Source organism: Nocardia bovistercoris, assembly GCF_015674855.1.
Lineage (GTDB): Bacteria > Actinomycetota > Actinomycetes > Mycobacteriales > Mycobacteriaceae > Nocardia > Nocardia bovistercoris.
Window position 1 is genome coordinate 347,392 of record NZ_JADMLG010000002.1, and the last position, 14,978, is coordinate 362,369.

Genomic DNA, 14,978 nt, shown 5'->3' on the forward strand with positions numbered 1-14,978 from the left:
CATCCGAAGCACCAGCCCAAAGTAAGCCCGGCAGTTGCCGCTTTCTAGCCGGGCAGCACCGGCACCGCGTTGGCTCCCAACCCCGGCACCTCGCGCCAGTAGGGTTCGCCGCCGTCGGGTGTGCTGGTCAACTCCAGGACGGCGCGCGAATCCGCCACGTATTGGTGTTCCGGTGAGACGCTCACCGAGCGCACCGGCGCGGTCAGGTTGCGGTTGGTCAGCGGCAGCAGGCCCGACCCGTCGATCTGCACCGTGCGCACCGGGTCGACATTGCCCTGGAAGGCGATGAAGACGGTGTCGCCGCCGAGCCAGTTCAGCGAGACCGCGGGGGTGCTGACATCGACGGCGACCGGCATCGGCGAGGTGAGCGCGAACTTCCCGTCCGGCTGCCGCACCACCACCGCGACGTAGACCTTGCCGTCGGCGATGATCGCCACCCGCACCCCGGTGCGCGAGATCCTGATCTCGGTGATCGGCAGGCGCAGCGCGTTCGACCCGGTCGTCAGGCCCGAGATGTCGACATCCTGGAGCGAGACCGTGCCGGTGCCCCGGTCGTTGACGACCCTGATGACCCGCTCGCCGTCGATGACCGACCACGCCGCGCTGCCGTCGGCGGTCCATGACGGCCTGCTGATGGTCGTGCCCTCGGCGACCGGGAACTGGGTGCCGCCGTAATTGCCGACCATGAGGGTGCGCGGCGGCTCCGGCGGTGGGCGTCCGGCGTCGGCGACGGCCGCGACGAACTGCCCGTCCGGGGTGAGCGAGGCCGACTGCAGATTCCGCACCGCGCCGAAATAGCCTGGCGCCTCGGTGATTCCGTCCGCACTGACCTGGACGAGACCGCCTTCGCGCAGCGCGTGCAGCCCGACCCGGTTCTGCGCGATGACCTCGGGACTGAACTGCTGCACGTCGGCCACCGTCCAGCCGTTGGCGTACCGGTCGTCCAGCGGCTTGCCGTCGGCGAGCAGCACGTAAGGCCCGAGGATGTCGGCCCTGGCCAAGGTCAGGATCACCTGGGCGGCGAGCAGTTCCCGATCGCGTGGCGCGAGCGCGGCGGCGCCGAGGAAATCCAGCCGCACGCCACCGATTCCGACGCCGACCTCCCCGGGATCGCCGTTGACCTTGGTGATCGGCGTGCGCACGCTCACCGGCGGCGCGAGATTGTTGCGGACGACCGGCGCGAGACCCGGTTGCGGTCCCTGCGTGATCAGGTCGAGCAGCCGCTGGGTCAGCTGATTCTTCGGTGCGGACACCCAGCGCAGGTCGGGTACGACGGAGGTGGCGTTCGGGTCGGCGAAGTAGAGCGCGTAGCGGCGGTAGGACTTGGCGAAGGCGGATTCGTCCATCACCACGCCGTCGGGCAATTCGGCGATACGCCATTCACCGTCGATCCGGTTCATCTCGATCTTGTACTCGAGCGGCGGCCCCTCCATCGCCCGGTAGGCGCCGTCCGGCGCGATCTCGGCGACCTTCTGCGCGCGGATGCGGTAGGTGGCGGCGTCGTCGGCGCGCGACTCGAACAGCGTGTCGGGCCGGTCGACGATCACGGTGCTCGTGGTGTCGTCCCAGCGTTGCGCCGCAGTCGGGGTCAGGTATTGCCGTGCGGCCGCGTGCTGGTCGGTGGGGTCGGCGGTGGCCTGGAGGAAATCGCGCAGCAGCAGGGCTGGATCGCGGCCGACGGCGGGCGGCATCGGCCCCTCCGAGGTCGGCTGCTGGTTGATGGTCCCCAACGCCTGCGGCGCCGAGGACTCCGGCAGGCTCGCGCATCCGCTCAGCATGGCGACCACCAGCGCGAAGACGCCGATCAGCAGGGATGATCGGCTCCGGCCTCGGTGGTGGGTGGTCCTCACTGCGTGTCTCCGGATTCACGGACTCGGTCGTCGGCGGGCTGCTTGGATGCGGCGGCAACGCCGTTGCCCGCCGAATCGGGAGCGGACTCGTCGGTGGGCCTCGGCTCCGCCGTGGGTGCGGACTCCGCTTCGACCGTGGATCCCTCCACAACCGCGGCATCCTCCACAACCGCAGAACCCTTTTCAGTCGTGGAGTCGTCTTTTGTCGCAGGATCTCTCACAGCCGCAGGATCACCCGCAGCCGCAGAATCGCCCACAGCCGCAGGATCACCCGCAGCCGCAGGATCACCCACGGTCGCAGAATCACCCACGGTCGCGGAATCGTCCACAGCCGCTGGATGGTCGAGGCCAAGCGCCGCAGGCTCGCCCACGACCATGGATTCGCTCGCAGCCGCAGAATCATCCAGAGCCGCAGAATCGTCCGCAACCGCAGCGCCGCCCGCAGTCATGAAATCGTCCGCAGCCGCAGGATCACCCGCGACCGTGGAATCGTCCGCGACCGCGGCCTCGTCGGCGTTCTCGGCCGGATCCGGATCGGCGGGTCGCGAACGACGGCCGACCGGTTCCAGCGGCAACGGACTCGCCCCCATCTTCTTGCCGCGCACCAGCGGCAGCGTCAACCGGAAGCTCGCGCCTAGGCCGAGTTCGCCCCACGCCTCCAACCGGCCCTCGTGCAGGTTCGCGTCCTCCACGCTGATCGACAGCCCGAGTCCGGTGCCGCCGGAACGGCGCATCCGGGACGGGTCGGAGCGCCAGAAGCGGTTGAACACCAACTTCTCCTCGCCGGGACGCAGGCCGATGCCCTGGTCACGCACCACCGTGGCGACCGCGTTGACCTCGCCGTCGCCGCGCATGCGGATCAGGACCGGCTTGCCCTCGCTGTGGTCGATGGCGTTGGCGAGCAGATTGCGCAGCACCCGCTCGACGCGGCGCGGATCCACCTCGGCCACCAACGGTTCCTCGGGCAGATCGACCACCACTTCGATGCCTGCGTCCTTGGCCAGATGCCGGACCGTGGAAATGGCGGCCCGCGCGCACATGCGCACATCCAACGATTCGATCTGCAATTCGGCGACACCGGCGTCGTGACGGCTGATCTCGAGCAGATCGTTGAGCAGACCCTCGAAACGGTCCAATTCGGTGACGAGCAGTTCGGCACTGCGCGCCAATGCCGGATCGAGTTCGTCGCTACTGCTGTGAATCAGGTCGGCCGCCATGCGCACCGTGGTCAACGGCGTGCGCAATTCGTGACTCACATCGGAGGTGAAGCGGCGTTGCAGATTGCCGAATTCCTCCAATTGGGTGATCTGATTCGACAGGCTCTCGGCCATTTCGTTGAACGCCTGCGCCAGCCGCGCCATATCGTCCTCGCCGCGCACCAGCATGCGTTCTTTCAGCCTGCCGTCGGCGAATCGGCTCGCGATGCGCGCGGCCGAACGGATCGGCAGCACGACCTGGCGGGTGACCAGCGCGGTGATCGCGGCCAACAGCACGAGCAGCACCAATCCGCCGATCATCATGGTGCCGCGCATGAGCGCGAGACTGCGTTCCTCGTTGGCCAGCGGGAAGATCAGATAGATCTCCAGGGTGGGAATCTCGGCGCTCGGACTGCCGATGATGAGCGCGCGACCGTGGTACCCGTCGGGATCCGACACCGTCGCGAACTGGTAGCTGACCTGATTGCGCTGTACGAATCGGCGCAGTTCCTCGGGGATCTCGCTGATCGGTCCCACCGAGATCTGCTGCTGCGGCGTGCCGCCGACGATACTCAGCGCGGAATCGAAACTGCCCGCGACACCGCTGGATTGACCGGTGCCACCGCGATTGGACAGCGCGTTGCGCGCATCGGCGAGGCGCTGCTGCTGGGTACCGATATCGTGCACACCGGCGAGCTGGCTCTCCACCGTGTTGCGCGCGCGGTCCATCTCCTCGACGGCCGCGTTGATCTTGGCGTCGAGCAGCCGGTCGGTGATCTGGCTGGTGAGCACGACGCCGAGAATGGTGATGACGATCAGCGACAAGGTCAGCGTCGACACGATGACCCGCAGCTGCAGCGACCGTCGCCACAGGTGGCCGAGTGCGGTGCCGACGTCCTTGAACCACATCGCCACCGAGGTCAGCGCGTATTCGATGCGACGACCGAACCCACGCGGCGCGTGAGATCGGTCGTGCTCCCCCCACGCGTCCGTGGGACGCTCCTCGCCATCGGTCACGGCGGTCCGGCCTTGTACCCGACCCCGCGTACGGTCAGCACGATCTCCGGGTTCTCCGGGTCCTTCTCGACCTTGGCCCGCAGTCGCTGCACGTGCACGTTCACCAGGCGGGTGTCGGCCGCGTGCCGGTAGCCCCAGACCTGTTCGAGCAGCACTTCCCTGGTGAAGACCTGACGCGGCTTGCGCGCGAGCGCGACCAGCAGGTCGAATTCCAGCGGCGTGAGCGAGATCTGCGTACCGGCCCGGCTCACCTTGTGCGCGGGCACGTCGATCACGATGTCGGCGATCGACAGCAGTTCGGCGGGCTCCTCCTCGGTGCGGCGCAACCGGGCGCGCACCCTGGCCACGAGTTCCTTGGGTTTGAACGGCTTGACGATGTAGTCGTCGGCGCCCGACTCCAGACCGAGCACGACGTCGACCGTGTCGGTCTTGGCCGTGAGCATCACGATCGGCACGCCCGAGTCGGCCCGCAGCACCCGGCACACGTCTATGCCGTTCATACCGGGCAGCATCAGGTCCAACAGGACGAGATCGGGTCGGATCTCGCGCACCGCGGTCAACGCCTGCGTGCCGTCGCCGACCACATGCGGGTCGAACCCTTCCCCGCGCAAGACGATCGTGAGCATCTCCGCGAGCGCCATATCGTCGTCGACGACCAGAATCTTCGGCTTCATAATTACTATGTTGTCATCTCCCAGGCCAGGATCGGGCCGCCACGCCATTAATGGTGCGAACCCGCCGCACATCCAACCTTATCCAGCAACAATTTCGGCCAATCGCGCGGCCAGCGATGCCGGATCGTCACCGGAGCGGAATACCCACCACGGCCCGCGCCAGTTCGATTCGGCCAGGTCACGATATACCGTCGCGGTTCGATCCTGTAGTCCGCCATCGCGTTCGTAGGCATCGAGTGCGCGCGCGGGATCGGATTCCTCGCGCGAGCGCGCCCGCCGCGCCGCGACCTCGGTGGGCACTTCGAGCAGAACTTGCAGCGCGGGCACCGGAAGCGCGAACCGATCGAATTCCAATTCGCCCACCCAGCCGACGGTTTCACCGTCGGCCGCTTCCTTGCACCGCGCGGCCGAATACGCGGCGTTGGAGGCGACATAGCGATCCAGGATCACGATGTCGTTGTCGGCCAGCAGGTTCGACAGCTCCTGCCGCGAATCCGCCCTGTCCAGTGCGAACATCAACGCCATGCCGTGCACCGAGTCGACGAGATCGCCGTGGCCGCCGCGCAGCGCCTCGGCTGCCAGATCGGCGTGCACCGAGGCGCCGTAGCGCGGAAAAGCCAGCGTAGCCACGCGCAGACCGCGCGCGCGCAACGCCGCGCCGACGCCGTCGATCAGCGTCCGCTTACCAGCTCCGTCGAGTCCTTCGACCGATACCAGCGCTCCCATGCGGAGCAATGTACCCGCGCCCGCGCGCACGGCTCGACCGGGTCCGGCGAGTCCGCCGGACAGGGCGCGCCCCGCCGAGTGTCCCCGGCGAGGCGCTCGCGCTCAGTAGCGGTAGTGGTCGGGCTTGTAGGGGCCCTCGACGTCGACGCCGATGTATTCGGCCTGGTCCTTGGTGAGTTTGGTGAGCTCGCCGCCGAGCGCCTCGACGTGGATGCGCGCGACCTTCTCGTCCAGGTGCTTGGGCAGGCGGTACACCTCGTTGTCGTAGGTTTCCGGCTTGGTCCACAGCTCGATCTGCGCGATGACCTGGTTGGAGAAGCTGTTCGACATCACGAAGGACGGATGTCCGGTGGCGTTGCCGAGGTTGAGCAGGCGGCCCTCCGACAGCACGATGATGGATTTGCCCGACTCGCCGAAGGTCCACAGGTCGACCTGCGGCTTGATGGTGAGCTTTGTGGCGCCGGAACGCTCGAGGGCCGCCATGTCGATCTCGTTGTCGAAGTGGCCGATATTGCCGAGGATCGCCTGATCCTTCATCGCCTTCATGTGGTCGAGGGTGATGATGTCCTTGTTGCCGGTGGAGGTGATGACGATGTCGGCGTCGGCGATCGCCTTCTCCACGGTGACGACGTCGTAGCCGTCCATCAGCGCCTGCAGCGCGTTGATCGGGTCGATCTCGGTGACCTGCACCCGGCCGCCCTGTCCGGCAAGCGATTCCGCGCAGCCCTTGCCGACGTCGCCGTAGCCGCAGATCAGGATCTTCTTGCCGCCGATGAGCACATCGGTGCCGCGGTTGATGCCGTCGATGAGCGAGTGGCGGGTGCCGTACTTGTTGTCGAACTTCGACTTGGTGACCGAGTCGTTGACGTTGATCGCCGGGAACACGAGTTCACCCGCGGCGGCGAACTGGTACAGCCGCAGCACGCCGGTGGTGGTCTCCTCGGTGACGCCCTTGACCGCTTCGGCGATGGCGCCCCACTTGCCCTTGTCGGTTTCGAAGCGCTCGCGCAGCAGGTTCAGGAACACCTTGTACTCGGCGGAGTGGTCATCGTCCTCGGGCGGCACGGTGCCCGCCTTCTCGAACTGCGCGCCGCGCAGCACCAGCATGGTGGCGTCGCCGCCGTCGTCGAGGATCATGTTGGCGGGCTCGCCCGGCCAGGTGAGCATCTGCTCGGCGGCCCACCAGTACTCCTCGAGGCTCTCGCCCTTCCAGGCGAAGACCGGGGTGCCCTTCGGCTCGTCGACGGTGCCGTGCGGGCCGACCACAACGGCCGCGGCGGCGTGGTCCTGGGTGGAGAAGATGTTGCAGGAGGCCCACCGGACCTGCGCGCCGAGCGCGACGAGGGTTTCGATCAGCACGGCGGTCTGCACCGTCATGTGCAGCGAACCCGAGATGCGCGCGCCCTGCAGCGGCAGCACGTCGGCGTATTCGCGGCGCAGCGCCATCAGACCGGGCATCTCGTGCTCGGCCAGGCGGATCTCTTTACGGCCGAAATCTGCCAGCGACAGATCCGCCACCTTGTAATCGACGCCGTTGCGGACATCGGCGGTCAGGGACGTGCGTGCGGGAAGTTCTGAGGTTGTCATGCGCCTGGCTCAGCCTCTCGGTGAATTGGTTTCGATGGCAAGGCTAGTCCGTCGCGTCCCGGCGGCGTTCGGCGGACGGACCGGGTGGTGGCCGGTGAGTCAGCTGTAGGGAATGCCGGTGGGCCACAGGCTCGATTCGGCGGTGACCGCGCCGTCGGGCTCGTCGGCGTACTCGCCGGCGCAGACGCCGTCGACGGCCGCGCGCACCTGGGTCTCGACGGCGGGGATCAGCGGTTCGAGGGAGTGGTCGAGTCCGCCGTTGCCGAGGGTGGGGAACGGGGTGAGCCTGCACTGTCCGCCGTCGAGGCGCCCGTCGGTCCACTCCCGTTCGCTGCGGATCGAGTAGTAGGCGGTGGCGCCGTGGGTGTCGTCGCCGCGGTTGAGGTTCGTCATGAATTCGGTGCCTGGGCAGACCTCGGCGCCGACCGGCTGTCCGCAGGCTGCCGGTGATCCGTATTGCGGCGCACCGATGGCGACGTAGGTGGCGACCTTGTCGGCCCCGCCGAGTTCACGCAGGTAGTGGCGCCCGCTGACCGCGCCGACACTGTGCGTGACCAGGGCAACGGGCGCCTTCGGATGCTCGCCGCGCGCGGTGTCCACCGCTCGGGCGATGGCCACGGCGTCGGCGGTCATGTCGAAGCCATTCAGGTCGAGGACGCGCGTGGCGTATCCGTCGGCGCGCAGTGACGCGGCCATCGGCTCGTAGGGCAGCGGTCCGACGGACTGGCCCGGCACGAAGATCACGACCGCGCGCGGTGCGTCGGCGGCGTGCGCGGACGGGTTCGCGGCGAACGGGGTGACGACGGCCGCGGCGGCGGTGGCGAGCACCAGCAACCTCTGAAGCATTAGCCGAGCCTAACCTAACCTTCCGGCGCGGCGTCAACCGTGCCGGAAACCGGGCGTCAGGCCACCGCGCGGCGCACCGCGAGCAGACGCCTGCGCTTGCGCGGCAACACATTCGCCTTGGTGATGTCGCCCTCGTAGTGCGCGAGCACCCGCTTGTCCATCACCGAACGCCACAGCGGGGGGATGGCGGCGAGCACGATCATCGTCGCGTAGCCCGCGGGCAGTTGCGGCGCCTGCGCCGAGGAGCGCAGCGTCTGATAGCGGCGACCGGGGTTGGCGTGGTGGTCGCTGTGCCGCTGCAGGTGGAACAGGAAGACGTTGGTGACCAGGCGGTCGCTGTTCCAGCTGTCGCGCGCCGAACACCGCCGGTAGAGGCCGTTGGCGCGGCGTTCGCGCAACAGGCCGTAGTGCTCGACGTAGTTCACCGTCTCCAGCAGCGCCGCGCCGATCACGGCCTGCAACAGCAGCCATGGCAGCACCTGAGGGCCGAACAGCAGGGTCAGGGTCGCGAACAGCGCCAGCGTCATCGCCCACGCCTGCAGGATGTGGTTGCGCGGGTCGAACCAGCGCTTGCCGAGGCGACCGAGCCGCTCCCGCTCCAACGCCACCGCCGACCGGAATCCGCCGATCACGCTGCGCGGCAAGAACTCCCACAGCGACTCGCCGAGCCGGGCGCTGGCCGGATCCTCGGGTGTGGCGACGCGCACGTGATGGCCTCGGTTGTGCTCGACGAAGAAATGGCCGTAACCGGACTGCGCGAGCGCCACCTTCGCCAGCCACCGCTCCAGGTGCTCGACCCGGTGCCCGAGTTCGTGCGCGGCGTTGATGCCGATGCCACTGACGAATCCGAGGGTGGCCGCGAGTCCGAATTTGTCGGCGAGACTCAGGTCATCGCCGGCCCACATGGCGCTCGCGATGATCAGTCCGATGAGCTGGATGGGCAGGAACAGGTAGGTGCACCACCGGTAGTACCGGTCGTTGGACAGGCGCTCGTAGTCCTCGTCGCGCGGATTGGTTCCGTCGTCGCCGATCAGCCGGTCCAGGGTGGGGATGACGATCAGCACGATGATCGGACCGATCCACCAGAAGAACGCCAGACCGGTGTGCGTCACCAGTTGCGACGGGAGCAGAGCCGATGCCGGAGCAAGCAGACCGAGCACCCAGAGGTGGCGTTTGGGATCGAGTGACCCCGTCGGTTTGCCAACCGATTGCACGTTTGCCCCGCTAGATCAGTACTTCACTTCGTTGCGAGACAATACATACAGGTTTTGCGCTCATTACACAGGGCCTAGCAGAATAAACGTGGCGGCAGTTACAAGCCTGGTAGTCGGTTTTTAGGCATCTGCACATGTGACCGAACACACCGCGCACCGACGGCTATTGCCCGGCGCTCGCCCACTGCGCTGCTACGGCCGTTCCCGCGCCGCGAGAATCGCCTCGACATAGGGCGCCAGCAACTCGCTGAGCTCCACCGGAGCATTGCGCCCCGGACCGGGCGGCGTCGGGATGAAACTGAGCGCGATCCTGGCCAGCGCGTGCGCGAGCACCTCCGACTCGGCCCGCGTGGCATCCACCCAGCTGTTCTGGAACGCGGTCGCCAGTCGGTCGGTCGCGTGCTCGAGCAGCGGCGCGGCATCGAGGGTGATCAGCCGCAACAGATCCGGCTTCACCTCGCCCGCGAGCAGCGAAAGCACCAGCGGGTCGGCGCTCGCTTCCAGGAAGAAGCCGGCCAGCCCCTCCCGGAACGCGGCGCGCGCGTCACCCACATTGCCGTCGATCGCCGCGCGCACGTGATCGACCAGATCGTCGGCCAGGCGCAGCGCGTACGCCTGCGCCAACCCAGCCCGCGAACCGAACTCGTTGTAGAGGGTCTGCCTGCTCACCCCGGCCCTGGTCGCCACATCGCCGAGGGTGATCTTGGCCCAGTCCCGTTCGGTGAGCAGTTCGCGCATCGCGTCGAGCACCGAGGTGCGAAGCAGCACCCGCGCGGCCTCCTGATAGGGAACCCTCGGTCCGGTGCGCGACATACCCGCGACATTGTCACGGGCCCCGGCCGCGGTCAAAATCTCACGACCGCTCTACTTCGACCATGAAGAAGTCGGCTTTGGCCGCACCGCAATCCGGACAGGTCCAGTCGTCGGGGATGTCGTCCCAGCGGGTTCCCGGTTCGATGCCGTCCTCGGGCCAGCCTTTCGCCTCGTCGTATTCGAAGCCGCACTGCACGCACTGGAACAGCTTGTACTCACTCATGTGTTCGCTCCCATCGGTTCGAAGTCGACCTTCTCGCGGACGCCGCAGTCGGGGCAGCACCAGTCATCGGGAACGGCCGACCACGCCGTGCCCGCCGGGAAGCCCTCGTGCGGTTCGCCCTTCGCCTCGTCGTAGACGTATTCGCAGACCGGACAGCGGAACGCGCTCACGACCGCGCCTCCGTGACATCCGAGGCGCCCGCACTGTCGGAGGCGCCCGCACCTGTGACATCCGAGGCGCCCGCACCTGTGACATCCGAGGCGCCCGCACCTGTGACATCCGAGGCGCTGGAGCCGTACCGGGCCAGCACCTTCTCGCGCTCCGGGGGATGGATATTGGCCTTGGTGATGTCGCCGCCGTAGTGCGCGAGTACCCGCTTGTCCATCACCTTGCGCCACAGCGGCGGGACGTAGGCGATCATGATCATGCTGGCGTAGCCACTGGGCAGATTCGGTGCGCCCTCCCAGCTGCGCAGGGTCTGGTAGCGCCGGGTGGGATAGGCGTGGTGGTCGCTGTGGCGCTGGAGGTGGTACAGGAAGATGTTCGTGACGAGGTGGTCGCTGTTCCAGCTGTGCGTGGGAGCGGGCCGTTCGTAGCGTCCCGAGTCCGTGCGCTGCCGGACCAGGCCGTAGTGCTCGAGATAGTTGACGGCCTCGAGCAGGCTGAATCCGAACACCGCCTGCAGGATCAGGTACGGCAGCAGCCCGATGCCGAAGATCGCGAGCAGCGCCGCGTACAGCAGCACCGACATCCCCCACGCGGTGAGTACTTCGTTGTGCCTGCTCCACGGCTTCTTGCCCATGCGCTCGAGCCGGGTGCGCTCCAGCTTCCAGGACGAGACGAGACTGCCCCAGACGGTGCGCGGCCAGAACTCCCAGAAGGTCTCCCCCACCCGCGAACTCGCGGGATCCTCCGGCGTGGCGACGCGGACGTGGTGGCCGCGATTGTGCTCGATGTAGAAGTGTCCGTAAAACGACTGGGCCAGTGCGATCCGCGACAGCCACCGCTCCAGGTGCACCTTCTTGTGACCGAGTTCGTGCGCGGTGTTGATGCCGATGCCGCCGATCAGGCCGACCGTCAGCGCCAGGCCGATCTTGTCGACCACGTGCAGTCCGCCGTCGATGCCGAGCCAGCTCACGTTGTCGGCGGTGATCAGGTAGCAGGCCATGATCAGCGTCGCGTACTGGAACGGTAGGTACAGGTAGGTGAGGTAGCGGTAGTACCTGTCGTTCTCCAAGTACTCCATGACCTCGTCGGGCGGATTCTCCCCGTCCGCGCCGAAGAACAGGTCGGCCAGCGGGATGAGCACGTAGATGAGGATCGGGCCGAGCCAGAACGGGACCTGCGCGAGCCGATGCAGGCCGAGTTCGTTGAGCGCCCAGATCAGCGGGAGTCCGATGGTGAACAGTCCGGTCGGCGCGAACAGCCCCCACAGCCACATGTATCGCTTGCGATCGCGCCACGCGGGCGCGGCCTGCCGCTCGGGCGTCCCGATTTCGGTCGACATCGTCGTCTCCAATCCACAGCGCGTGTGACGCGCACTACAACCACATTTGACAATAGAACCATCAGTGTCATGTGTCTATACAAATTGGATGATTTGTAAAATCGAGACCGTGTGCCGTCCTGTGACGGAACCGACCCGGACAACGGAACCGGGCCGCACCCGACATGGGTACGGCCCGGTCGGATCGGCGACGGCTACCGCGCCAACAGCGCATCCGCGTTGTCGGGCAGCGCGCCCACCCGCCACCAGCGCAGGTCGGTGGACTCCGCACTGCGCACCGGCACCGCACCGGCGGGCGCGGTGATGCGGAACAGCAGATCGAGATGCCGGGTCGGCTGCCCGAGCGAACAGGTGATGGGATGGGCCTGCGCGCCGAACAACCCGGGATCCAGGACGAGCCCGTCGATGCCGGACTCCTCGGTCGCCTCACGCAGCGCGGCATCGGCGACCGTCGCGTCCTCCTCCTCGCAGTGACCGCCGAGCTGGATCCAGCGACCGACGCGCGGATGCAGGGTCAACAGCACCTCGGCGCCGTCGTGGGAGTACACGATCGCGGAGGCGGTGATGTGCCCTGCCGCGTGCTCACGCAGACAGCCGCGCGGGGCCGACCCGAGGAAAGCGAGCATCGCCTCGCGCAACGACTGGTCGGAACCCTTTGCCGGAGACCAGGTTTCCAAGATCTCGGTAGCCGACGCGTGCAACGAGCGCGCGCTCACAGTTCCACCAGCCCGGCTCCGGGACCGAAGACCGGACGCGGGCTCAGCTCCTCGAGCGGATGCCCGACGGCGATCGCGCCGAGCGGATTCCAGTCCGCCTCGAGCCCGAGCGTCTCGCGGGTGAGTTCCGGGGCGAAGATGGTCGACCCGATCCAGCAACTGCCGACGCCCTCCGCGGCCAGCGCAACCAGCAGCCCCTGCACCGCCGCGCCCACCGCGACCGTGAACATGGTGCGCTCGGCCGCGCGACGGCGCTCGTCCGGATAGTCGTGCGCACCGTCCGGGACACAGAACGGAATGATCACCTCCGGCGCGTCGAACAGGATGCGGCCGCGCGCGACCCGGCGCCGCACCCGCTCGGCGTCGAGTCCGTCGGCGGTCAGGTCGGCGCGCCACTTCTCGGCCATGGCCTCGAGCAGGCGGGCGCGGACCTCGGGGGTGCGCAGCCACACGAAGCGCACGGGTCGGGTGTGGTGCGGCGCGGGCGCGGTGAGCGCGGTCGCGATGGCGGAGCGGACGAGTTCGGGATCGACCGGGGTGTCGGCGAAGCGACGGATCGAGCGCCGCAGCAGCAGCGCCTGTCTGCGGCCCTTCGCGATGGCGTAGTCGGTGCCGAGCCAGAACAGGTCGTCCTCGCCGCGGCGCAGCAGATCCGCGGCCGACGAACCGTCGTCGACCACGGGCAGGCCGCGCACCACGGCCACCGGGACACCTCCGAGTTTGCCCTTCACCAGATCGGCGGCGGCCGCGAGTTCGTCGGCGATGGCGACCAGGGTGACGTGCAGTTCGTTGCCCTGCCCGTCCACCGCGCCCGCGTAGTCGTGCAGCACCCGAAGGCCCGCCGAGCCGATCGCGACATCGGTCTGCCCGGTTCGCCACGCGCGCCCCATGGTGTCGGTGATCACCACGGCGACCGTCACGCCGAGTCGTTCGGCGAGTGCGCGCCGCAGCGCCTTCGCGCTGGCGTCGGGATCGCTGGGCAGCAGCAGCAACTCACCCTTTTCGACATTCGAGCCGTCCACCCCCGACGCCGCCTGGACGATGCCGAGCTTGTTCTCGGTGATCAGAGTCCGTCCTTTGTGCGCCAGCACCCGGACGGCTTCCTGGTCGACCAGCGAGCGGCGCACCTTGTCGCGTTCCTCGGGGTCGAGCGGCGCGGCCACCACCCGCCCTTCGACCTTGGCGACGATCTTGCTGGTGACGACGAGGATGTCCCCGTCGGCCAACCAGCCCGCCTCGGCCGCGATGTGTTCGGCCAGATCGTCGCCAGGCCGGAACTCCGGCAGGCCGAGGACGGGCAGGATGCTCAGTTCGGTCGCCGCGTGGTCGGTGTTCGGGGTCACCTCGGTGTTCGGGGTCACCATTTCACTCCTGCCAGGTCGAGGCCCTCGCGCACGATCTCCGCGGTGGTCGGCGGATCGGTCATCAGCAGCGGCACGCTGCGCACCTCGACACCGGGCACATCGGCGGTGTCGGTGCTGTGGATCAGCCATCCGTCCAGGATTCCGGTGCCCGATCTGGCGCCGTAATGCCTGCCTATGGCCTCCGCGGTGGTTTCGACGCCGATCACCGAAAGGCATTCGTCGGCCATCCCGCGCAGCGGCTTGCCGTCGATCACCCCGGAGACGCCGATCACCGGCGCCGCGGTGGTGCGCAGCGCGCCGCGAATGCCGGGCACCGCGAGGATGGCGCCGATACTCACCACGGGGTTGGACGGCGCCAGAAATACGGCATCGGCGGCTTCTATGATCTCGGTCACATTTGGGGCAGGTTTGGCGTCTTCGGCCCCGATTGTCGCGAATCCATGGGTCCTGATGTTCGCCCGATACCGTACCCACCACTCCTGGAAATGAATCGCGCGACGTTCGCCAGAGTTCTCCTCGTCACTCACGACGACATGTGTTTCACAGCGATCATCGGTTGCCGGGATGAGTTTCACGCCGGGCTGCCAGCGGTTGCACAGCGCTTCGGTGACCGCGGAAAGCGGGTACCCGGCACGCAACATTTCGGTGCGAATCAAGTGCGTCGCGATATCGCGATCGCCGAGCCCGAACCAGTCCGGCTGCGCGTGATACTTCGCCAGCTCCTCCTTGGCGTGCCAGGTCTCGCCGACCCGGCCCCATCCGCGTTCGGTGTCGATGCCGCCACCCAGGGTGTACATGCAGGTATCGAGGTCGGGACAGATTCGCAGGCCGTGCATCCACACGTCGTCGCCGACATTGACGATCGCGGAGATCTCGGCGTCGGGCAGCAGCTCGCGCACACCCTGCAGGAAGCGCGCGCCACCGACTCCGCCGACCAGCACGGCGATCCTGCGCCCGTTCGCGGGCGCGATGTGCGCTTGTTGTCCAGTCACATCGAGACAGCCTATGCCGTGGCCGAACCCGGCTCACTCACGCCATATTTGCTGTTTATTTGCTATTCCCGACACAAGATCAACGGAGAAATCGAAGGCGGATAGTAACGGAATAGCGACGGCGGCTTGACCATCCCTACATCCGGCGTGTCTAATCACAGACATGTCATTCCGGGTTCGCGCGAGAGCCCAAGGCGCGAACAGTTTTTCGAACACATGTTCGCACGGGAGTGACGTGTTCGGGGATGTCCGC

At 67.6% G+C, this 14,978-nt stretch carries 13 protein-coding genes and 1 pseudogene; all 14 read right to left on the reverse strand.

Features of this window, described 5'->3' with window-relative positions; all coding sequences use genetic code 11:
* Positions 1-44 precede the first annotated feature (44 nt).
* The 14 genes and pseudogenes from lpqB to cofD all read right to left on the reverse strand — a co-directional run bounded on the left by lpqB (position 45) and on the right by cofD (position 14,725).
* A complete protein-coding gene (gene lpqB, locus IT779_RS05610) occupies positions 45-1,850 on the reverse strand; it encodes an MtrAB system accessory lipoprotein LpqB (RefSeq protein WP_332838674.1) in 1,806 nt (601 codons plus the stop codon).
* 461 nt (positions 1,851-2,311) lie between these two features.
* A pseudogene (gene mtrB, locus IT779_RS05615) lies at positions 2,312-3,955 on the reverse strand (MtrAB system histidine kinase MtrB); the annotation flags it as partial.
* Positions 3,956-4,059: 104 nt separating this feature from the next.
* Complete coding sequence (gene mtrA, locus IT779_RS05620; RefSeq protein ID WP_198428203.1) at positions 4,060-4,737, reverse strand: MtrAB system response regulator MtrA; 678 nt, start codon at positions 4,735-4,737, stop codon at positions 4,060-4,062.
* A 78-nt stretch (positions 4,738-4,815) separates the two neighbouring features.
* Positions 4,816-5,463 (reverse strand): dTMP kinase, encoded by a 648-nt coding sequence (locus tag IT779_RS05625; protein WP_196148091.1) that lies wholly within the window; start codon positions 5,461-5,463, stop codon positions 4,816-4,818.
* A gap of 102 nt (positions 5,464-5,565) precedes the next feature.
* Complete coding sequence (gene ahcY, locus IT779_RS05630) at positions 5,566-7,050, reverse strand: adenosylhomocysteinase (RefSeq protein ID WP_196148092.1); 1,485 nt, start codon at positions 7,048-7,050, stop codon at positions 5,566-5,568.
* Between the two features lie 99 nt (positions 7,051-7,149).
* Entirely contained in the window at positions 7,150-7,896 is a 747-nt protein-coding gene (locus IT779_RS05635) for an esterase/lipase family protein (RefSeq protein ID WP_196148093.1), read from the reverse strand.
* Positions 7,897-7,952: 56 nt separating this feature from the next.
* On the reverse strand, positions 7,953-9,110 hold the full coding sequence (locus IT779_RS05640; RefSeq protein ID WP_196148094.1) for an alkane 1-monooxygenase: 1,158 nt from the start codon (positions 9,108-9,110) through the stop codon (positions 7,953-7,955).
* A gap of 192 nt (positions 9,111-9,302) precedes the next feature.
* The gene (locus tag IT779_RS05645) at positions 9,303-9,923 is read right to left on the reverse strand and encodes a TetR family transcriptional regulator (RefSeq protein ID WP_196148095.1); all 621 of its coding nucleotides are present in this window, start codon (positions 9,921-9,923) and stop codon (positions 9,303-9,305) included.
* A 40-nt stretch (positions 9,924-9,963) separates the two neighbouring features.
* Positions 9,964-10,146 (reverse strand): rubredoxin, encoded by a 183-nt coding sequence (locus IT779_RS05650; protein ID WP_196148096.1) that lies wholly within the window; start codon positions 10,144-10,146, stop codon positions 9,964-9,966.
* The gene (locus tag IT779_RS05655) at positions 10,143-10,316 is read right to left on the reverse strand and encodes a rubredoxin (protein WP_196148097.1); all 174 of its coding nucleotides are present in this window, start codon (positions 10,314-10,316) and stop codon (positions 10,143-10,145) included. The genes IT779_RS05650 and IT779_RS05655 overlap by 4 nt, the downstream gene beginning before the upstream one ends.
* Positions 10,313-11,653 (reverse strand): alkane 1-monooxygenase, encoded by a 1,341-nt coding sequence (locus IT779_RS05660; RefSeq protein ID WP_196148098.1) that lies wholly within the window; start codon positions 11,651-11,653, stop codon positions 10,313-10,315. Before IT779_RS05660 ends, IT779_RS05655 begins: the two co-directional genes overlap by 4 nt.
* Positions 11,654-11,847: 194 nt before the next feature.
* Positions 11,848-12,369, reverse strand: coding sequence for an NUDIX hydrolase (locus tag IT779_RS05665; protein ID WP_196148099.1), 522 nt, complete (start codon positions 12,367-12,369; stop codon positions 11,848-11,850).
* On the reverse strand, positions 12,366-13,733 hold the full coding sequence (locus tag IT779_RS05670) for a coenzyme F420-0:L-glutamate ligase (protein ID WP_196148100.1): 1,368 nt from the start codon (positions 13,731-13,733) through the stop codon (positions 12,366-12,368). The genes IT779_RS05665 and IT779_RS05670 overlap by 4 nt, the downstream gene beginning before the upstream one ends.
* Entirely contained in the window at positions 13,727-14,725 is a 999-nt protein-coding gene (cofD, locus tag IT779_RS05675) for a 2-phospho-L-lactate transferase (protein ID WP_332838675.1), read from the reverse strand. Before cofD ends, IT779_RS05670 begins: the two co-directional genes overlap by 7 nt.
* Positions 14,726-14,978: the final 253 nt, after the last annotated feature.

Coding starts and splice junctions, on each gene's coding strand:
- mtrA (WP_198428203.1), bottom strand. CDS start 4,737: ATGAAGCCGAAGATTCTGGTCGTCGACGACGATATGGCGCTCGCGGAG.
- IT779_RS05625 (WP_196148091.1), bottom strand. CDS start 5,463: ATGGGAGCGCTGGTATCGGTCGAAGGACTCGACGGAGCTGGTAAGCGG.
- ahcY (WP_196148092.1), bottom strand. CDS start 7,050: ATGACAACCTCAGAACTTCCCGCACGCACGTCCCTGACCGCCGATGTC.
- IT779_RS05635 (WP_196148093.1), bottom strand. CDS start 7,896: ATGCTTCAGAGGTTGCTGGTGCTCGCCACCGCCGCCGCGGCCGTCGTC.
- IT779_RS05645 (WP_196148095.1), bottom strand. CDS start 9,923: ATGTCGCGCACCGGACCGAGGGTTCCCTATCAGGAGGCCGCGCGGGTG.
- IT779_RS05650 (WP_196148096.1), bottom strand. CDS start 10,146: ATGAGTGAGTACAAGCTGTTCCAGTGCGTGCAGTGCGGCTTCGAATAC.
- IT779_RS05660 (WP_196148098.1), bottom strand. CDS start 11,653: ATGTCGACCGAAATCGGGACGCCCGAGCGGCAGGCCGCGCCCGCGTGG.
- IT779_RS05670 (WP_196148100.1), bottom strand. CDS start 13,733: ATGGTGACCCCGAACACCGAGGTGACCCCGAACACCGACCACGCGGCG.